Annotated in this window: 20 protein-coding genes and 1 tRNA gene; 13 read left to right on the top strand and 8 right to left on the bottom strand. The window is 56.7% G+C overall.

The window, feature by feature from the left end; all coding sequences use genetic code 11:
- Nucleotides 1-90 precede the first annotated feature (90 nt).
- The 3 genes from HPC62_RS10990 to sufR all read right to left on the bottom strand — a co-directional run bounded on the left by HPC62_RS10990 (nt 91) and on the right by sufR (nt 1721).
- Nucleotides 91-163 (bottom strand) — tRNA-Phe (locus HPC62_RS10990).
- Nucleotides 164-307: 144 nt separating this feature from the next.
- A complete protein-coding gene (locus HPC62_RS10985) occupies nt 308-769 on the bottom strand; it encodes a PPC domain-containing protein (RefSeq protein ID WP_225906634.1) in 462 nt (153 codons plus the stop codon).
- A gap of 304 nt (nt 770-1073) precedes the next feature.
- Complete coding sequence (gene sufR, locus HPC62_RS10980) at nt 1074-1721, bottom strand: iron-sulfur cluster biosynthesis transcriptional regulator SufR (protein ID WP_172355613.1); 648 nt, start codon at nt 1719-1721, stop codon at nt 1074-1076.
- 139 nt (nt 1722-1860) lie between these two features.
- On the opposite strand from sufR, the gene HPC62_RS10975 reads away from it, so the two are divergent.
- The 7 genes from HPC62_RS10975 (at nt 1861) to HPC62_RS10945 (ending at nt 8562) form a co-directional block, all read left to right on the top strand.
- On the top strand, nt 1861-2214 hold the full coding sequence (locus HPC62_RS10975) for a ferredoxin-thioredoxin reductase catalytic domain-containing protein (protein ID WP_172355611.1): 354 nt from the start codon (nt 1861-1863) through the stop codon (nt 2212-2214).
- Nucleotides 2215-2394: 180 nt separating this feature from the next.
- Complete coding sequence (gene sufB / locus HPC62_RS10970) at nt 2395-3831, top strand: Fe-S cluster assembly protein SufB (RefSeq protein ID WP_172355609.1); 1437 nt, start codon at nt 2395-2397, stop codon at nt 3829-3831.
- Nucleotides 3832-3851: 20 nt separating this feature from the next.
- On the top strand, nt 3852-4496 hold the full coding sequence (locus HPC62_RS10965; protein ID WP_172355607.1) for a restriction endonuclease subunit R: 645 nt from the start codon (nt 3852-3854) through the stop codon (nt 4494-4496).
- A gap of 133 nt (nt 4497-4629) precedes the next feature.
- Nucleotides 4630-5409: a Fe-S cluster assembly ATPase SufC gene (gene sufC, locus HPC62_RS10960; protein ID WP_172355605.1), complete on the top strand. Its 780-nt coding sequence runs from the start codon at nt 4630-4632 to the stop codon at nt 5407-5409.
- A gap of 14 nt (nt 5410-5423) precedes the next feature.
- A complete protein-coding gene (sufD, locus tag HPC62_RS10955; protein ID WP_172355603.1) occupies nt 5424-6779 on the top strand; it encodes a Fe-S cluster assembly protein SufD in 1356 nt (451 codons plus the stop codon).
- A gap of 29 nt (nt 6780-6808) precedes the next feature.
- The gene (locus HPC62_RS10950) at nt 6809-8071 is read left to right on the top strand and encodes a SufS family cysteine desulfurase (RefSeq protein ID WP_172355601.1); all 1263 of its coding nucleotides are present in this window, start codon (nt 6809-6811) and stop codon (nt 8069-8071) included.
- 53 nt (nt 8072-8124) lie between these two features.
- Nucleotides 8125-8562, top strand: a complete 438-nt coding sequence (locus HPC62_RS10945) for a peroxiredoxin (RefSeq protein ID WP_172355599.1) — start codon at nt 8125-8127, stop codon at nt 8560-8562.
- A 186-nt stretch (nt 8563-8748) separates the two neighbouring features.
- Here HPC62_RS10945 and HPC62_RS10940 read toward each other — a convergent pair whose 3' ends face one another.
- Nucleotides 8749-9579 (bottom strand): metallophosphoesterase, encoded by an 831-nt coding sequence (locus HPC62_RS10940; protein WP_172355597.1) that lies wholly within the window; start codon nt 9577-9579, stop codon nt 8749-8751.
- 385 nt (nt 9580-9964) lie between these two features.
- Here HPC62_RS10940 and cofG point away from each other — a divergent pair, with 385 nt between their 5' ends.
- Nucleotides 9965-10960, top strand: a complete 996-nt coding sequence (cofG, locus tag HPC62_RS10935) for a 7,8-didemethyl-8-hydroxy-5-deazariboflavin synthase subunit CofG (protein ID WP_172358899.1) — start codon at nt 9965-9967, stop codon at nt 10958-10960.
- Here the strand turns inward: cofG and ribD are convergent.
- Together ribD and HPC62_RS24160 are read right to left on the bottom strand one after the other, a co-directional pair.
- Nucleotides 10957-12048, bottom strand: a complete 1092-nt coding sequence (gene ribD, locus HPC62_RS10930) for a bifunctional diaminohydroxyphosphoribosylaminopyrimidine deaminase/5-amino-6-(5-phosphoribosylamino)uracil reductase RibD (RefSeq protein WP_172355595.1) — start codon at nt 12046-12048, stop codon at nt 10957-10959. The genes cofG and ribD overlap by 4 nt on opposite strands.
- Nucleotides 12049-12251: 203 nt before the next feature.
- Nucleotides 12252-12464: an FAD-dependent oxidoreductase gene (locus HPC62_RS24160; protein ID WP_315874814.1), complete on the bottom strand. Its 213-nt coding sequence runs from the start codon at nt 12462-12464 to the stop codon at nt 12252-12254.
- A gap of 224 nt (nt 12465-12688) precedes the next feature.
- Here HPC62_RS24160 and HPC62_RS10920 point away from each other — a divergent pair, with 224 nt between their 5' ends.
- Together HPC62_RS10920 and HPC62_RS10915 are read left to right on the top strand one after the other, a co-directional pair.
- Nucleotides 12689-12994 (top strand): hypothetical protein, encoded by a 306-nt coding sequence (locus tag HPC62_RS10920; protein ID WP_172355593.1) that lies wholly within the window; start codon nt 12689-12691, stop codon nt 12992-12994.
- Nucleotides 12995-13126: 132 nt separating this feature from the next.
- Nucleotides 13127-13540 carry a secondary thiamine-phosphate synthase enzyme YjbQ gene (locus HPC62_RS10915; RefSeq protein WP_172355591.1) on the top strand — a complete coding sequence of 138 codons (414 nt, stop codon included), beginning with the start codon at nt 13127-13129 and terminating at the stop codon, nt 13538-13540.
- Between the two features lie 50 nt (nt 13541-13590).
- Here HPC62_RS10915 and HPC62_RS10910 read toward each other — a convergent pair whose 3' ends face one another.
- Nucleotides 13591-14883 (bottom strand): hydroxymethylglutaryl-CoA reductase, encoded by a 1293-nt coding sequence (locus HPC62_RS10910; RefSeq protein WP_172355589.1) that lies wholly within the window; start codon nt 14881-14883, stop codon nt 13591-13593.
- 399 nt (nt 14884-15282) lie between these two features.
- Between HPC62_RS10910 and HPC62_RS10905 the strand changes: the two genes are divergently transcribed.
- Entirely contained in the window at nt 15283-16245 is a 963-nt protein-coding gene (locus HPC62_RS10905) for a homogentisate phytyltransferase (protein WP_172355587.1), read from the top strand.
- 296 nt (nt 16246-16541) lie between these two features.
- On the opposite strand, the gene HPC62_RS10900 is transcribed toward HPC62_RS10905, so the two are convergent.
- Nucleotides 16542-16784, bottom strand: a complete 243-nt coding sequence (locus HPC62_RS10900) for a hypothetical protein (protein WP_172353193.1) — start codon at nt 16782-16784, stop codon at nt 16542-16544.
- 568 nt (nt 16785-17352) lie between these two features.
- Between HPC62_RS10900 and ahcY the strand changes: the two genes are divergently transcribed.
- Together ahcY and HPC62_RS10890 are read left to right on the top strand one after the other, a co-directional pair.
- The gene (gene ahcY / locus HPC62_RS10895) at nt 17353-18627 is read left to right on the top strand and encodes an adenosylhomocysteinase (protein WP_172355585.1); all 1275 of its coding nucleotides are present in this window, start codon (nt 17353-17355) and stop codon (nt 18625-18627) included.
- 85 nt (nt 18628-18712) lie between these two features.
- The gene (locus tag HPC62_RS10890) at nt 18713-19345 is read left to right on the top strand and encodes an exopolysaccharide biosynthesis protein (protein WP_172355583.1); all 633 of its coding nucleotides are present in this window, start codon (nt 18713-18715) and stop codon (nt 19343-19345) included.
- Nucleotides 19346-19417: the final 72 nt, after the last annotated feature.

Here is a 19417-nt window from a genome sequence, read left to right as displayed (position 1 = left end):
ATCCACTTCAGTAATCAAACCTTCCTGATGCGCCGGGTGCCCCTCAAAAGGCACCCGTTTCTTGAAACTAAAAACTTGCAATCTAAAAAATGCCAGGAGGCGGACTTGAACCGCCGACACGAGGATTTTCAGTCCTCTGCTCTACCAACTGAGCTATCCCGGCAGATAAAGCTTTCTAGAGGCTTGGAGCAACCCAAACGCCTTTGGAAAACTTCAGCGCTTAATCAAGCTAACAGACTTTGAGAGATCTTGGCAACCCCTTTTGAGGGGCGATCGCCATTTTCTCTGTCTTTAACCTCCAGCATGGCTAGATGGGGCGTAGCCGAGTCACCTTTAGCGTAAACCGCCCACTGCCCTGGCCGCCGTAGGGACGCACCCGCAGAATGTAATTGCCGTCTTGAGTAATCCGCATAAACAGCAGCGAATTCGTGGTTCCATCGGGGCCGTCATCATTTTCGCCAATGGTGGTGCCATCGGGCGCAATCAGCGTAATGATGGTATCGAATTCGTCGGAGAGCAGATCCATCACCACTTGGTCGCCCTTTTGAAAAGTTACAACGTAATCGCGGGCAAAGCCCCCAAACCCAGTCGGAATATCCTTGTCCGAAAGGGTGTCCGTCACCTCGTTGCTAGAAGGCAGAGGGATGGGGTTATACATCGTCCTGCCTTGTTGGGTGGCGCTCTGGGCGTAGGCTGGTGTTCCCAGTCCGATCAGGAGAGAAGCCACAGACAGGAGCAAGGAGGCATTGAGCGAGCGAAAGTGCATCATGAGTAAGGTGAGTGGTTGAAAGAGGGGAGACGAGTAGGCAATGCAGACCTGGGCAAGACCGAAGGCGAGTGAGATTTTGCCTCGGAAGAGTTTCGTTCATTATGCCCCAACTCTTTACACAAAGCGTCAGGTTTAACAACCCTGCAACAGTCAGGAAAGCACGTCGTGAGGCATACAGGCAGAAGGGCGATCGCCCAGCCAGTTTGCTCTATCAAAACCATTGATGCATTATCACCGATGCATTATCACCACCGATGCATTATCACCGATGCATTGTGGAAAGATGCATTGCGGAAACCGAGCGCTACTGCGCCTGAATCAGGTAGCCGCAGCGATGTTCTCCATTGGCTAACCAGTGCGTTCGCTGAACGCGACAGTCTCCCAGCGCCATCTCAAACATTTCTAGCTCATGACCACACACGCTAGGAAACGACTCAGCAATGTGCGAAATAGCACAGTTATATTCCGTAATAATGAACTGCGGCTCTGCCCCGTCTTCAGGTTCAACAAAGTGCCACTCGGCCATGTAGCCTTCGGCTTTTCGCAGATCAACCAGCCGCATGACTCGCTCTTGCAGCGTGCCCGCACCGACCTGCTTGCGATATTCCAGGGCTTTTTGTTCCCACTGCTTGCGAAGAATGGACCCCATCTGGTCGGGGCCGACGGTTTCCGCCAGAGTCGTCAGCAAGGACACGGCAAACTCGTCGTAGCGCTCAGGCAGGCGATCGCGCCCCTCTCGACTCAGCCTATACAGATAGTTGGGGCGACCCATCCCTACCTGCATAGCCTCGTGTTCCACCAAACCCTCATCCGTCAAATCCTTTAGATGACGGCGTATCGCTTGGGGGCTAATTCCGAAATGCTCTGCCAAAGCCTGAGCGCTCACCTGCCCCTGCTTAGCGAGGTAATGCAGAATGTCTTGCTTGGTGGACGGTTGCTGAGTTGCGGTCATCGTCCCTCAAAAGCGTCAAAACGCCTTAGAATTAACTTTGACAACTGAAGTGTTGCTAAAGTACCCTTACAATAGAACTAAAGCAACTCTCAAGTTGTTTTAATTATAGGCATGAATCGTTCGCGCTGTCGCCCTACTCATGGAAAAACCAACTCAGGCTTCGGAAAAGAATCTGGAACTTATGCGGAGCTTCGCAGAAAGCTACGCAAAGCGCACTGGCACCTACTTTTGCGTTGATCCAGGCGTTACGGCAGTGGTCATCGAAGGCCTCGCCAAGCACAAAGACGACCTAGGCGCGCCCCTCTGCCCCTGCCGCCACTACGAAGATAAAGAAGCCGAAGCGGCCGCAGCCTATTGGAACTGCCCCTGCGTCCCCATGCGCGAACGCAAAGAATGTCACTGTATGCTCTTTCTCACCCCCGACAACGACTTTGCAGGCGACAAGCAGGAAATTAGCATCGACGAAATCCGCGGAGTTACCAGCCAGTATTAGAAGTCAAGTCTAGGGAACCGAACCAGCCATTGCAGAAGCATTTCATCACAGATGCATTTGGCTTATGCGGTTCCCTATTTCAACTGGTTCTTTCCTCCAAGCTGAATCTGAGTCAGTGCCCAATTCCTTCCCTTCGCGCCTAGTCCTCAACTCCAAACCCCCAATCCCTTAACCCTCAAAATGTCTACCTCTGTCAAATCTCTTGTAAATCAGCCCTACAAATACGGCTTTGTCACCGAGATTGAGTCCGACACTATTCCGCGTGGGCTAAGCGAAGACGTGGTGCGGCTCATCTCTGCTAAAAAGAACGAGCCAGAATTCATGCTGGAGTTTCGCATCAAGGCCTATCGCCAGTGGCTCAAAATGGAGGAACCCAACTGGGCTGCGGTGGGATATCCGCCGATCGACTATCAGAGCATCGTCTACTATTCCGCGCCCAAGCAGGCAAAAAAACTCAACAGCCTGGAAGAAGTCGATCCGACGCTGCTGGAAACCTTTGAAAAGCTGGGCATTCCACTTTCGGAGCAGAAGCGACTGTCCAACGTGGCGGTGGATGCCATCTTCGACAGCGTTTCAGTTGCCACGACCTTCCGCGAAAAGCTGGCGAAGGAGGGGGTCATCTTCTGCTCGATCTCGGAAGCGATGCGTGAGTATCCGGATCTGATTCAGAGGTATCTGGGCAGCGTTGTTCCGGTTGCAGACAATTACTTTGCTGCACTCAATTCAGCGGTGTTTTCCGACGGGTCGTTCGTCTACATTCCCAAGGGCGTTCACTGTCCGATGGAGCTTTCGACCTACTTCCGGATTAACAATGGTGAATCCGGACAGTTCGAGCGGACGCTGATTGTCGCAGAAGAAAGCAGCTACGTTAGCTATCTGGAAGGCTGTACCGCGCCGATGTTCGATACGAACCAACTCCATGCCGCTGTGGTGGAATTAGTCGCACTGGACAATGCCGAAATCAAGTATTCCACCGTGCAAAACTGGTACGCCGGAGACGAAAACGGCAAGGGCGGCATCTATAACTTTGTGACGAAGCGCGGCCTGTGTCAGGGCGTGAATTCCAAGATCTCGTGGACGCAAGTCGAAACGGGGTCTGCCATCACCTGGAAATATCCAAGCTGCGTGCTAGTGGGCGATAACTCCGTGGGCGAGTTCTACTCCGTTGCCCTGACCAACAACATGCAGCAAGCCGACACGGGGACCAAGATGGTGCATGTTGGCAAAAACACCCGCAGCACGATTATTTCCAAGGGCATTTCCGCAGGCAAGTCAAAGAACAGCTATCGCGGGCTGGTGAAGATTGGCCCCAAGGCAGACGGCGCACGCAACTATTCCCAGTGTGACTCGATGCTGATTGGCGACACTGCTGGCGCAAACACCTTCCCCTATATCCAAGTGCAAAATAACACGGCACGGGTGGAACACGAAGCGTCTACGTCCAAGATTGGCGAAGACCAATTATTTTACTTGCAGCAGCGCGGCATTTCCGTTGAGGATGCCATCTCCATGATGATCAGCGGCTTCTGCAAGGACGTGTTTAACCAACTGCCGATGGAATTTGCAGTGGAGGCCGATCGCCTCTTGGCGCTAAAGCTCGAAGGCAGCGTTGGGTAGTTTAGGAGCCTGATGGAGTCATGGTGCAAACTCTCCAAGCTAGAGCAACTGACCTGCAAACGCTGACTCACAACTTTGGGTTGTCGTTAGTTGAGGATGAGTCATTTTTCTGGGAATGGAGAGTTGATTTACCAGAAATCACAGAATCTGAGCGGCAATTTCTAGATCGGTTGCGTGCAGGATGTCTGAATCTGCTCGAAAGTCCTCCCTTTTTGGAGAGAGCGGTGCAGATGGCAGTGCTTGGGCCCATGCTCTTTTTGGCTGGCTTTTATCTACCCCCATTCCATATTCGGGCTGAGAAATCTGTAGAGATTTCGGCAGAAGATGACGGCTTAGTCGTGAAGGGACAAATTGATGTCTTACTGCTGAAGGAACAGTTTTGGACGCTGGTCATCGAGTCTAAAGAGTTTTCTTTTGCGCCCGAGGTAGGATTGGCGCAGCTTCTTACCTACATGCTGGCGAGTCTCAATTCCGATAGGTCGTGCTTTGGATTGATTGCGACAGGCGGTGCTTTTTTGTTTGTGAAGCTTGTCCGGCGTGGCGGTATAGATTCTCTTGAAGAAAAACAGACTCAGTATGCGTTGTCTGACCAGTTTGCGACCCGAAACCGAGTCAATGGAATTTATGATGCTTACAAAGTTCTGAAGCGAATTGGACAACTCTGAATCGATATCTGAATCAATAGTCCATAGTCGATATCAGTATTAGATCTGAGTTGATAACTTTGAGTCGATAGCTTTAAGTCAATAGCTTTGAGTCAATAACGGAGAGCGCAGCGTAAGAGAGGAAATCTAATCCATGATTGGTAGTAACGATGTGATTTTATCGGTGAAGGATCTCAGGGCTGAGGTGGACGGCACGGAGATTCTGAAGGGTGTGGATTTGGAAATTCGGGCGGGCGAAATTCACGCCATTATGGGGCTGAATGGCTCTGGAAAAAGCACCTTTTCTAAGGTGGTTGCTGGACATCCGGACTATGAAGTAACGGGTGGCGAGGTGATTTACCTGGGGCAGAATTTGCTGGAGATGGAACCTGAAGCGCGATCGCGCTCTGGTATTTTCCTCGCTTTCCAGTATCCGCTGGAGATTCCCGGTGTGAGCAATCTGGACTTTTTGCGCGTCGCCTACAACGCCAAGCGCAAGCACCAGGGGCTAGAAGAACTGGATGCCTTTGATTTCGACGAACTGGTGCGCGAAAAGCTGGACGTAGTAAAGATGGACGCATCTTTTCTCAGCCGCAGCGTGAACGAGGGCTTTTCGGGTGGCGAGAAGAAGCGCAACGAAATCCTGCAAATGGCCCTGCTGGAGCCGAAGCTGGCGATTTTAGACGAAACGGATTCGGGACTGGACATTGACGCGCTGAAGGTGGTGGCGGATGGCGTAAACCAGCTTGCGAACGCTGAGAACGCCATGCTGGTGATTACGCACTATCAACGCCTGCTGAACTACATCGTGCCCGACTATGTGCATGTGATGGCGAATGGTCGAATTATCCGCACCGGCACGAAGGAACTGGCGCTGGAGCTAGAGGAGCGCGGCTATGAGTGGGTGCTGGAAGACGCGACGGTGAAGGCATAGGGGGCGATCGCACGATGACAGTCCAAGTTTCCCCAGAGGTGAATACACCCATATCACAGGCTGCTGCTCTGCGGGCCGAGTTTCTTCAGCACTTGCGGCAGTTGGCGCAGGCGATTCCGTCTCGGATTGCATCCCTAGAGCCACTGCGGAATCGCGCTCTGGGTCAGCTTCAGGAGCAGGAGTTTCCGACTAACCGCGATGAGGAATGGCGGTTCAACGACTTGTCGGCGCTGCTTAGCCTGAAGCTGACGACGGCTGAGACGAACCCCGTTGTTCAGCTGGATGACCTAGAAGCGTTTTTCATGCCGGAAACCGCCAGCCGCCGCCTAGTCTTCGTCAACGGCGTGTATTCCGAGAGCCTGTCGGCGCTGGGAGACTTGCCATCGGGCGTGACGGTGGCCAACTTGGCAGGGCTGGATGCTGCTTGGACAGAACGACTCCAGCCTTACCTGGCGCAGCAGCCCAACGCCGAGGAGCTATTTACCACGCTGAACACTGCTGGCTTGAGCGATGTGGCGGTTGTGTTTGTGCCCAAGAACGTGGAAGCCGCAGAACCGATTCGGCTGTTGTTTGTCTCCACCGCAGCAGACCCGCCGACCTTCAGCCAGCCCCGCGTGCTGGTGATCGCCGAGGCGAATAGCTCGATCACGCTGCTGGAAGATTATCTGGCGATCGCCGACGGAGCCGACGATTCTTACTTCGTCAACCCTGTTACCGAAATCTGGCTGGGCGACAACGCCTCGGTGAACCACACCCGCCTCCAGCGCGACAGCCGAACCGCGGTTCACATTGGCAAAACCGCCGTCTCCCTGAAGCGCAGCGCCCGATACACCTGCAATGCCCTCAGCCTGGGGGCAGCCCTGTCGCGCCATCACCTAGAGGTGCATCCCACGGGCGACCAGGCCGAGGTGACGCTAAACGGACTGACCGTGGCCACGGGCGACCAGGAAAGCGACCTGCACAGCGCGATCGCCCTCCGCCAGCCCCACTGCACCACGCGCCAGTTGCAGAAAAACATCGTGGGCGATCGCGCTCATGTCATCTTCAACGGCAAAGTCTTCGTGCCGCAAGCCGCGCAGCTTACCGATGCTGGACAATTGAACCGCAACTTGCTGCTGTCGTCCAAAGCGCGGATTGACACCAAGCCCCAGCTTGAAATCGTCGCCGACAACGTAAAATGCACCCACGGCGCAACCGTTAGCCAGCTTGAGGCCGACGAAGTATTTTACCTGCAAAGCCGGGGTATTGATGCCGCCAGCGCCCAGCAGTTGCTGATATACGCCTTTGCCTACGAAATTTTAGAGAAGATTCCCATTGCCTCGCTGCGGGAGTCGCTTGCCTCCTCACCCCTCTTTTGCCCAAACTCCTAGTTCCAGACCCCTAATCCCAAACCCCTGCCATGACCCTCGCCCAAGAACGCACCCTTGCTACCAAAGTCCGCGCCGACTTCCCCATCCTGCAACAGGACATTCACGGGAAGCCGCTGGTTTACTTTGACAACGCCGCCACGTCGCAAAAGCCGCTGGCGGTGCTGAATGCGCTGGAGGACTATTACAAACGCTATAACTCCAACGTGCATCGCGGCGTGCATACCCTCAGCGGGCTGGCCACCGATGCCTACGAGGGGGCGCGAGATAAGGTGCAGCGGTTTGTGAACGCCGCCCAACGCGAAGAAATCATTTACACGCGCAATGCCAGCGAAGCCATCAACCTCGTTGCCTACGCTTGGGGCATGAACACGCTGCAACCGGGGGACGAAATCATCCTGACGGTGATGGAACACCACAGCAACCTGATTCCCTGGCAACTGGTGGCGCAAAAGACCGGGGCAGTGCTGAAGTTTGTGCGGCTGACGGAGACGGAGGAGTTTGACTTCGAGCATTACCAATCGCTGCTGTCGGACAAAACCAGGCTAGTGTCGGTGGTGCATGTGTCTAACACGCTGGGCTGCATCAACCCTGTGACGGACATCACCGCCGCTGCCCATCGGGTCGGCGCGAAGGTGCTGATCGATGCCTGCCAGAGCGTTCCCCACACGCCGATTGACGTGCAGGCGATGGATTGCGACTGGCTGGTGGCTTCGGGCCACAAGATGTGTGCGCCTACGGGCATTGGTTTCCTCTACGGCAAGAAGGAGGTGCTGCGGGCAATGCCGCCGTTTTTGGGGGGCGGCGAGATGATTGCCGATGTGTTCCTCGACCACGCCACCTATGCTGACATTCCCCACAAATTTGAGGCGGGAACGCCGGCCATTGCAGAGGCGATCGCCCTCGGTGCGGCCGTCGATTACCTAAGCGCCATCGGCATGGACAAAATTCACGCCTACGAAGCCGACCTCACCGCCTACCTGTTCCAGCGGCTGGCGGAACTGCCCGAAGTCCGCACCTACGGCCCCCAGCCCGATGTCCGTGGTGAAGGCCACGCTGCCCTGGCCGCCTTTACTACGGGCGCGGTGCATCCCCACGACCTGTCCACCATTCTTGACCAGGCAGGCATCGCCATCCGCGCCGGACACCACTGCACCCAGCCGCTGCACCGTGAGGTCAAAGCCCAATCCACTGCCCGCGCCAGCCTTTACTTTTACAACACCAAGGAAGAAATCGACACCTTCATTGCGTCGCTGAAGGAGGCGATCGAGTTTTTTGGCAGTGTGTTTGGATAAGCCACTTTACCTTTACAATCTGTAACGGAGTGTACGCTTAAAGGATTTTTGGTATGGCTCTTTCTGTTGGCGCTCACGCCCCCGGCTTCACGGTCAAAGATACGAACGGCAACACGGTGTCTCTGGCAGACTATGCAGGCAAGACCGTCGTGCTGTATTTCTACCCCAAGGACGACACCCCCGGCTGCACCAAGGAGGCGTGCAGCTTCCGTGACTCCTATAGCGCCTACCAGGGCAAAGATATCGTGGTGCTTGGCGTGAGCCGCGATGACGAAGCCTCGCACCAGGCCTTTACGCAAAAGTTCAACCTGCCCTTCCCGCTGCTGGCAGACGTGGACGGCATCTTGACCAGCGCCTACGATGTAGACGGCGGCGGCTATTCCAAGCGCGTGACCTATGTGATCGACGGTGAAGGTAAGATTGCCAAGGTGTACGATTCGGTAAAGACCGAAACCCACGCAACGGATATCCTCGCAGATTTGGGACTGTAATCCCGCTGACTTCTCGCTGACATCTCGCTGACATGTCAGTTTTCATGATTAAGGCGATCGCCCAGAGTGCTGCTTGGTGTAGGGTGAGGGATCTCGGAGCTTGCTCTCATCCGTTGCCTCTCGTGAGCAGCACTTTGCGCTTTGGTGGTCTTGTTTTGATTTCAGATTGCTTCGATTCAGCATTCCTCAAAACGGGCGGAGGGTGAGCAGCGTCACCTCTGGCGGGCAGAGAAAGCGACCGGGTAAGTAAGTGCCCAGACCTCGATTCACATAAAGCTGATTGCGTCCGACCGAATGCAATCCCTGGGCCCAGGCCCAATGGCGGACGACGCGGGCACAGGCGCTATTGCCAAAGGGCAGCCAGCGGCGAACAGCGCAGGGCAGCTTGGCGCAGAGGTCAAAATACAACTGCTGGGGCGATTGCACGCCAGGAATCACGATCTGCCCGCCGTGGGTGTGGCCCGAAAGCTGCAAGTCTACGCGATAGTTGGCCAACTCTGCTGCACTGTCGGGATTGTGCGACAGCACCAGGCGCGGCCTGTCGGACGGCAGCGATTCCAGCACCTTGGGTGAAAACGCCTTCGACCAAAAATCCGCCAGCCCCACCAGCGGCAGGGCATCCCCCAGCGGATAGGCAATCTGGTTTCGCAGCACCTCGATGCCGGCCGCAGTGAGCGTGCGAGTAATATAATCCGCCGCGCCGAGCCGATAGGAATCGTGATTTCCCAGCACCGCAAAGCGTCCTAGTCGGCTGTGCAGCACCTTGAGATGTTTGGATAGCGGCTCGATGGGGCTGGGGTCGTGGGTGACAAAATCGCCCGTCAGCGCCACTAGGTCTGGCTGGAGGCGGTTCACAAGGGCGATCGCCTCTTCTAGCAATTCATCCGACAGGCCCAGCCCGTCGTAGTGAAAGTCGGAAAGCTGGGCAATTCGTAGCCCGTCGCAGGAGGGCGGCAGGTCGGCGATGCGAACGGTGACGCTTTCGAGGGTGAGTGGGCCCGTGAGCAGGGGGTGCATTGTGGGAAAAGGGTTTATATCAGGGCAATGGGAGGATTAGGACAGGAGCAGATTCGGTTAATGCTGAAATTAATAATGCTGTTAACGCTGACACTTAAGAGGGTGTTTGAAAAGGTATCGCCTGTAATGTTAAGCACTCAGAGATCCCCCCTCGCCCCCCTTAAAAAGGGGGGAAGCCGCCTTAAAGTCCCCCTTTTTAAGAGGGATTTAGGGGGATCTTGTTTCAGGGGGATTTAGGGGGATCTTGCACGCTTTGTTACAAACAGTAGGACTTTTCAAACATCCTCTAACGCTGACACTTAACGCTGACACTGCCGCACGATGGGTCATGTCCACAGTATTGCAAACTTCATCTGGATCAACCTCCCTGCCAGCGTCCGTCCAAATGCGCCGCGTCACCTATAGCCCGTCCTACACGCTCGTTCCGACCTACGAATGCTTTAATCGCTGCACCTACTGCAACTTTCGCGCCGAGCCGGGAACCGATCGGTGGCTGTCGCTGGAACAGGCAGAATTCAGGCTGCGATCGCTCCCCAGTGGCTCCGTCATCGAAGCGCTGGTGCTGAGCGGCGAGGTGCATCCCAAAAGTCATCGCCGGACTGCCTGGTTTCGGCGAATTTATGACCTGTGCGACCTGGCGCTGCGGCTGGGCTTTTTGCCGCACACCAACGCTGGCCCGCTGAGCTATGAGGAACTGGCGCAGTTGAAGCGGGTGAACGCCTCGATGGGGCTAATGCTGGAGCAGGTCACGCCCGCCCTGATGCAGACCGTCCATCGCCATGCACCCAGCAAGCAGCCAGAAGTCCGCTTGCAACAGCTTGAGTGGGCGGGAGAACTGCGGATTCCCTTTACCACGGGGCTGCTGCTGGGGATTGGCGAAACGGCGGCCGACTGGGTAGACACGTTGACGGCGATCGCCCGCCTCCATCGCCGCTATGGGCATATTCAGGAGGTGATCTTGCAGCCCCACAGCCCCGGTTCCTCGCAGACCGAAATCGGCGAACCCTTTGCGCCGGAACGGTTGACAGAGACCGTGGCGATCGCCCGCCAGATCCTCCCTGCTGACATCGCCCTCCAAATTCCCCCCAATCTTGTGTCGCCCCAAACCCTGCTGGACTGCCTCGCCGCCGGAGCCACCGACCTCGGCGGCATCAGCCCCATTGATGAAGTGAATCCTGACTACGCCCATCCGCAAGCCGATGCATTAGCCGCACAGATTCGGCCCGGAGGCTGGCGACTCGTACCCCGCTTGCCCGTGTATCCGCAATACGACGACTGGCTGTATTCAGCGATTCGAGAACGGGTGCAGGGCTTCAGGGAGTGGATTTCAGAAACCGGGCAGCTTGAGCCGGAATCCGGAGAGCATGACGCTGACCGTTAACGCTGCAAATAGCCCTCGATCAGCAGGTCTGGCCCGATCGCCCGCCACTGGACGCGCTCCAGGGCGATCGCCTCGGTCATCAGGGTCAAACCCAGATCGCCGACGGGAGACGGAGCCGCTGCGCCACCAATGATTTTGGGTGCGATAAAGGCGAGGACTTTTTGGATAGACCCATCGGCGATCGCCCTTGCCGCCAGCGTGCCGCCGCATTCCCACAGCACAGCCATTGCGCCGCGCGTGTAGAGATTTGCCATGACCGCTGCGGGCGTTAACTCCGCTTGCTCTACCACCTCCACGCCAAGTTTTTGCAAGTGCTGCTGAACGTCGGGATTTGCGCCCGTTTCGGTGAAAACGACGGTGGGCGTTTCGTCGGTCTGCCAGAGCTTTGCGTCGGCGGGCAAATCGAGATGGCGGCTCATCACCACCCGCAGCGGATTGTGGCCCTGTCCGTGGCTGGTCAGCAGCGGGTTGTCGCGGCGCACCGTGTTGCCGCCTACGACCACGGCATCGCATCCGGCCCGCAGGTCGTGAACCAACTGGCGCGAGGCGGGCGATGTGACCCACGCGCTATGGCCCGTCGTCGTGGCGATTTTGCCATCCAGCGTCATGGCATATTTCAAAATGCCCAGGGGCTTTTGGTGCGTCATGCGGTAGACAAAGGGTTCGTTGAGCGCCTGACAAGCCGCTTCCTCTACGCCCACCGTGACGGCAATGCCCGCAGCCCGCAGCTTTTCTAGCCCGCGCCCCGCCACCTGCGGATTGGGATCGACCATGCCCACCACCACCCGCGCCACTCCCGCCGCAATCAGCGCATCGGCACAGGGCGGCGTGCGGCCAAAGTGGCTACACGGCTCCAGGTTGACGTAAACCGTTGCACCCGCAGCGCGATCGCCCGCTTCTCGCAGCGCGAATACTTCGGCGTGGGGCTGCCCCGCCTGCGGGTGAAAGCCTTCGCCCACGATTTGCCCGTCTTTGACCACCACCGCGCCCACCATCGGGTTTGGAGCCGTCTGGCCACGGGCCCGCTGGGCTAGCTCCAAACAGCGACGCATCATCGGGCAATCGCCCTCGTCCCGATTCAATGCCATGCTCCAATCAGCGCGTAAGGTCGATTCCCAAAATTCTCTAAAATCGGCTCTAGAAGAGAACCATGTCGCCCTCGATCATCGTCTAATGGGCGGCAGTGTTTACTAGTTCCTCCCGCAGGAAAACGGTGAACGATCGATCCCAGAAGGGGCCTAGGCAAGTTTAGGCGGCGATCGCCTGCTGCGTTTCTAGGCTAGCGCGGCGGCTACACAATTCGCCCAGCGCCAGCGAATCGTAAATCGTAGTAGCGCCGCAGAGTAGCGCCGCAGATCAGTGCTGATTTTACCCATAAATAAGGTCGAGTTGTTCTGCTTCGGTCAGGCTGCCCCACCCGCATTGCGCCCAGTTCCCTGTGCGTACTGTTGTTGAATCTGTAAGTGTAGATTCGCTGGCCGACGCGATCGCTCGCCTCTAGCACTGCCTTAACTCGATGCCCACATTCTGCAAGTTCGTAAGCCGCCAGCCCAGCGATGAATATCAGTCCCGTTCAGTCCTAATTTGTGTCATTACTTGTGTCACTCTTTATGGCACTTGTGTCACTCTTTATGGCACCGCAAAATTTGTGTCACTGCAAACACTGCTCAATCTTTCCACTTTGGGTCAAAATGGTTCGCGTTGCTTCTGACGAATTTTTGACGATTCATGAACGTCGTCCAGTCCACCTTCGCCAAGCCGCTGCCCTGCTCAGACCTGTCTGCTGAGTCGGAGGTGCTGTATCCCCAGCCGTTTTGCCCAGAGGCGATCGCCCCCCATCGCCGCACCCCGTTCGACTGGGTGGTGAACCTGATGGCGATCGCCCTTGTCGCCGCCGTCTTTCTCAGTGCCCTGCTGCAATTCGTCTTCCTGGCGCTGGGTGTGGTCTTGCTCACTGTTGCCTTCTACGCCCTGTGTCGGCTGATCTGGCGGCTCTACGTCTGGCAATCTCGCAAATTCCACGCCGATTCCTGATTCCTAACTCCGCCTCAACATAAATCCGCCTTAACATAAATCCGTCTCAGCATAAATCCGCCTTAACATAAATCCGTCTCAACATAAATCCGCCTCCACAGAACTCCGCCTCCACAGAACTCCGCCTCGACCATGCAGCACCAGCAAATTCTCCGCATCTCCACCCAAGGCAAAACGCTGCAAAAAGTCACGGCTCAGGTGGCGCAGGTCGTCGCCGAGTCGGGCATTCGCACCGGACTATGCAATCTGTTCCTGCGCCACACTTCTGCCAGCCTAATCATTCAGGAAAATGCTGATCCAGACGTGTTGCGGGATCTAGAAACCTTTCTGTCAAAACTGGTTCCCGAAGGCTATCAATACATTCACAGCGCCGAAGGGCCGGACGACATGCCCGCCCACATCCGCACCGTGCTAACCCATACCTCCGAACAAATCCCTGTAGGTAACGGTCGGCTCTTGTTGGGAACCTGGCAGAGCATCTACATCTGGGAACACCGCCGCCACAGTCATACGCGGGAGTTGGTAGTGCATGTCTGGGGAGAGTGAGGGTTGGGTGTTGGCGGAGGAGCGAAGAAAGTAAAAACCACCCCATCCCTTCATGCTCGCTCTCCCTCTCCGCTCCCCTTTCGTCGGGCCCGCCGCTCATGGGCGCGGGTAAACTCACCGGAGGTCAGCGCGCCGATGATCGAAAGTTCGCCCGCCAGCAGCAGTCCGGCGCAAACTTCGGCAAAGGCGCGGGCGTGACCACTACCAGCCAGTCCTAGCAGGGTTAGACACGCCTGCTGGCTAGGCAGTCCCGTGCCGCCGCCGACCGTGCCCACCACGAGATTCGGCAGGGTCACAGCGGCATAGAGGGAACCATCGGGTGTGACTTCAAACCGGGTGACACCCACAGCAGACTCGGCGACGCAGGCGACATCCTGGCCGCAGGCGAGATAGAGGGCGGCGAGGCCGTTGGCGTAGTGCCCCTGCACGCCGATAGTGCCCGTCAGCGTGCCTGCCAGGGCCGACATCCGCCAATAGTCCACCATTTGGGCGGGCGTGGCGTGCAGGCATTTTGCGACCAGATCGGCGGGCAGTGTGGCCTCAGCGGTGACTTTCTTGCCGCGCACCGACAGAAACGACTGGGCGCTGGCTTTCTTGTCGCCCGACAGGTTGGCTTCTACGAAGGCATACTGCGGCTGGATTGGCGCGTGCTGCTGAATGTAGTCACAAATGGCCTGGGTGGCGATGGTGACCATGTTTTGCCCGGAGGCATCGCCCGTGGTGAACTGGAAGTCGAGGTAGACGTGGTTGCCCTCGACGGTTACCCGCAGGTCGATCAGCTTGCCGTGGCGCGTGGTGGCTTCGGCGACTTGGCGGAAGGTGTCTTGCTGGGCGATCGCCCACATGACAAACTTGCCTGCATCGACCAAATTGGCAAAGGCAAAGCCCGGAGCGCGACCCAGACCCTCATTGAGCAGCAGTGTAGTGCAGCCGCCTGCCGCCGTTAGCAGGTGTGCCCCCCGGCTATAGGAGGCAACCAGCGCCGCTTCCGTCGTTGCCAGGGGCACGTAGTAATCGCCCTGGGCAAACAGGCCATTCACCCGCAGCGGCCCGGCAATACCGACAGGAACCTTGACCGTGCCGATGAAGTTCTCAATGTTGTTGCGGTAAGCCTGCATCTGCTCAGCTGTTTGCGGATCGAGCAGGGCAGCTTGCAGATTCTCTGCTGCGCCCAGGGCCTTCCAGCGGCGATCGACGGCAGCAGGCGTAATCCGCGACCCGCCAGGAAACTGGGGCGGCGGCTCCTGGGGCTTGGGCTGGAGGGCTTGCTCAAGCTGAGGAACGGTGCGCGACTGGAGCAGTTGCGCGAGGTGCTGGCCGGCGTGCTGGGCGTAGGTAGACATGGATGGCGGTGAGAGCGCGAGTTGAGAGTAGGAGGGCTGAGGGATTTAGGCTCGGCGGCTTCGAGCGGGTCAGTCCTGACTTGGCTCTGTCTTTGTGAACCCTAACCCCTTGATTCCCAGGTTATGCAGCAAATTTGCAAGTCGGGAAAAAGCGGGTCAGTTTTTCGGACTGGCCACGGGACTTTTGGGCAGGGAACGTGCGATCGCCCAACAGGTGAACTATCCTAAGTCCTGGCAGGATTTCCCGTATTTCCACTGATCCGCTGACCGAGGATCGGCACGGTGGAGGCGGGAGTTCAATGTTTTGCATGATTGCATGATCTGTTGCATCAGATGTTGCACCAGATGTTGCACCGGATCATGCACCAGCTATACCTATACACGCTTAGTGAATTTCTAATGGATGATCGTTCGCCTAAGTCAGCTTCTACTGCATCTACTGCGCTCTACGCTTTTTGGAAATTTTCTCGACCCCATACGATTATCGGGACAACGCTCAGCGTGGCAGGAATTTTTGCGATCGCCCGCTCTCAGGTTGCCCAACCGTTCAGTGCCTCGTGGGAAGCCGTGGCGATTCGCGAAGCGATCCCTATAGGAATTGCCCTCTTCGCCTGTCTCTGCGGTAATGTCTACATCGTCGGGCTAAACCAGCTTGAGGATGTGGATATTGACCGGGTCAACAAGCCACACCTGCCGCTGGCATCGGGCGAGTTTTCGCGGCAGCAGGGCTGGGCAATCGTGGCAATTTGTGGGCTGCTGGCGTTGATGCTGGCGGCAGGGGGTGGGCCCTGGCTGCTGGCGACGGTCGGACTCAGCCTGCTGATTGGCACAGCCTACTCATTGCCGCCCATCCGTCTGAAGCGGTTTCCTGTGTGGGCCTCGCTGTGTATCTTCACGGTGCGCGGCGCAATTGTAAACCTGGGGCTGTTTCTGCACTTTAGCAGCGTGCTGGGGCTGCCCAGCGGCATCCCGGCAGAAGTTTGGGCACTGACGCTGTTCATTCTGGGCTTCACGGGGGCGATCGCCCTCTGCAAAGACATTCCCGACCTAGAGGGCGATCGCCGCTACCACATCCGCACCTTTGCCCTCAGTCTGGGCAAGCGCCCCGTGTTTCGCATCGTGCTGGGACTGATCAGCGCTTGCTATGGGGGCATCATTGTGGCTGCACCTGCTCTGTCTCGCGCCTCTACGGGCTGGCTGATAGCGACGCACGGACTGGCGCTGGCGGCCCTCTGGTGGCAACAGCGACAGGTCAATCTAGACGACCGCAGGGCGATCGCCCAGTTCTATCAGTTCATCTGGAAGCTGTTTTTCCTGGAGTATCTGATCTTTCCCATAGCCCTCTGGCTCAGCAAGCCCTAGAGCGCGGCATTAATTCCGATACGTTAACTTCAGAAGCCTTGAGGAATCAGCCGTATCGCGCCCGTCCAAACAAATCAGGCTAGGGGCTGAACCTTCCAAGTAACCAGATGTTGAGTAGACATGCTAGGTAGACCATTGATGACAGCCCCTAGCCTCTGCGCCTGACGAGTGCTTTACAAGTGCTTCATTTAGGACTTATGCAGCTCGATGATTTCTCGCGGGCTGCGCCCGCGAGAAATCGCCCAAAACCCAGCAAACTTATTGCAAGAGCGTAAGTCCTGTCATTATTTGGGTCATTATTTGGGCTGTAGGGGATGGTGGCGATTCCAAATGGATGACTCGGTAACTGTCGGTACGGTGACCGTCGGTGCTTGGATGGTTCGAGTCGGCAGCGACGATGGCGGAATCGGGGTTGAAAAATAGGCGATCGCTGCCACAGGAACAACCAGCGTCAACACGGCGATGAAAGTGCCTGCAATCTCAGCAGCGCGGTAAAGCGGGGTTTCAGGAGAGGTGTCGTTTCGACTACCAGGTTCCATAAATTGATGATTTAGAACTCGACAAACAGCCTAAAACCCTCAGTAGACCTAGAGTTCAAGCTTTGAAGCTACAGAACTCGAGTCCAGGTTTGGGCTGGCGCTGGGAAACGGAGAAGCCCCCAGATTTCCTGCAACTCCAGGAAAACCAGAGCGCTGACCTGACGCTTACCCAGCTTAATGGGAAAGAGCGATTGAACACGCTGCCCTTAAGTATCATCATATCCGAAACTTTCATAAGAGAAAGTTATTGAAGCTACTTAAACCAATTAATGCTGCTAGTATTTGCAGTCATCCTCCAGACTAAGCTGCCCGAAGACGGCAGTAAAACGTAAACCAAAGCTAGCAGCCTGTCTGCACTTGCCCATCTATTTTCACCATGCTGCATAGCGTATCTACTTAATACAACGACGGAAATACGGATTCCCGATAGTAGTTTTTAAGGCTTCTCTACCCGCGCAAGCCTCTTCTGCTCCAACTTCCGCGCCAACTTTTTAGGTGTTCGGGGTCAAGAGCGTTAAGATCGTCCTGGCATAAATTTCTACATGCAAACCCTCAACCTCGAACCTCAATGACCACGACAACTCAGGTAAAACACGAAGTCAAAGATCTGTCCCTGGCAAGCCTGGGGAAACAGCGCATTGAGTGGGCCGGACGGGAAATGCCCGTGCTGCGCCAGATTCAAGACCGCTTTGTTGCTGAAAAGCCGCTGGCAGGAATTCGTCTCGTCGCCTGCTGCCACGTCACCACGGAAACAGCTCATCTGGCGATCGCCCTCAAAAATGCCGGAGCCGATGCCCTGCTCATTGCCAGCAACCCCCTGTCTACGCAGGACGACGTGGCCGCTAGCCTGGTAGCCGACTACGGCATCCCCGTCTTTGCCATCAAGGGCGAAGACAACGCCACCTACCATCGCCATGTGCAGACCGCGCTGGATCACCGCCCTAACCTGATCATCGACGATGGCAGCGATGTAGTGGCCACGCTGATTCAGGAGCGTCAGGATCAAATCGCTGACCTGATCGGCACCACGGAAGAAACCACAACGGGCATCGTCCGCCTGCAAGCGATGCTGCGGGATGGCGTGCTGACCTTCCCTGCGATGAACGTCAACGATGCCGACACCAAGCATTTCTTTGATAACCGCTACGGCACAGGCCAATCCACGCTGGATGGCATCATCCGCGCCACAAACATCCTGCTGGCAGGCAAAACGGTCGTTGTGGCAGGCTACGGCTGGTGCGGCAAGGGCACGGCGCTGCGGGCACGGGGCATGGGCGCAAACGTGATCGTCACCGAAATTGACCCCATTAAGGCGCTAGAGGCCGTGATGGATGGCTTCCGGGTGGTGCCAATGGCGATCGCCGCTCCCCAGGGTGATCTATTCATCACCGTCACGGGCAACAAGCACGTCATTCGTGGAGAACACTTCGACCGCATGAAGGACGGGGCGATCGTCTGCAACTCTGGTCACTTCGACATTGAGATTGATCTAGTCGCCCTGAAGGAACGCGCCGCCGAAGTGAAAACTGTCCGCCCCTTCACCGAAGAATACAAGCTTGCCAGCGGTAAATCGGTCGTCGTACTGGGCGAAGGTCGCCTGGTCAACCTGGCCGCTGCCGAAGGTCACCCCAGCGCCGTGATGGATATGAGCTTTGCCAACCAGGCCCTCGCCTGCGAATACCTGGTGAAAAACAAGGGCAAGCTTTCGCCCGGATTGCACTCGATTCCTCAGGAAATTGATGCAGAGATCGCCCGCCTGAAGCTGCAAGCAATGGGCATTGCCATCGACGCGCTCACCCCTGAGCAGATTGAGTACATTAACTCCTGGACCTCCGGCACTTAGGCCTTAAAGACCTAAGTTTAGTTCCTGTTTCGGGTGCATCCCATCCGAAACAGGAAACCCCTACCCCTCATCTCTTCCCCCAAACGTGGCTCGACTCTCAACCGAACTGCAACGCTATTTTTTTGACGAAAACCCGCCCGAAAAAGTCACACTTGCCGATATTTTGAACCTAGCGGGTGAGCGAATTTTTGGTTTTTTGTTTGTGCTGCTGGCGCTGCCGTCGGCGCTGCCAATTCCGGCTCCGGGCTATTCTGTCCCCTTCGGGATTCTGCTGTTTTTGCTGGCAGTACAGTTGATTGCGGGGCGAGAAACGCCCTGGTTTCCCGAAAAGTTTAAGCAGCACGCGCTCGATTTGAAGCAGGTGCAGGGCGTGCTAAATGCTGGGCTACCCTGGCTGCGGCGAATTGAAGCGCTGTCTCGTCCCCGACTCACGCCCGTTTGCACGAGCTTGTCGGGGCGCGTGGTGATTGGCGTGGCGATCGCCCTCATGGCCATTTCCATGATGATCCCCATCCCCCTGACCAACACGCTGCCCGCAATGGGCATTTTCGTCACCGGGTTCGGCCTGCTAGACGACGATGGCGCAATCAGCCTGGGTGGACTGGTGCTGTGCGTCATGGGGGCAACGCTGACCACGGCGGTACTCACCTTCGGCTATACCGCCGTCCGCGCCGCGATCGACCTGTTCAAGGAGACCGTGCTTAACCTTGGCGGGTAACCGGAGAGGTTGGTGGGTAAACGGAGAGGGCGATCGCTCTTAGTCCTTCTATTTCCACAACAAATACAACCT

The organism is Thermoleptolyngbya sichuanensis A183, assembly GCF_013177315.1.
In the GTDB taxonomy this organism is placed as follows: Bacteria; Cyanobacteriota; Cyanobacteriia; order Elainellales; family Elainellaceae; genus Thermoleptolyngbya; species Thermoleptolyngbya sichuanensis.
The sequence above is the reverse complement of the archived record's forward strand: the minus strand, read 5'-3'. Positions and strand labels throughout refer to the sequence as shown.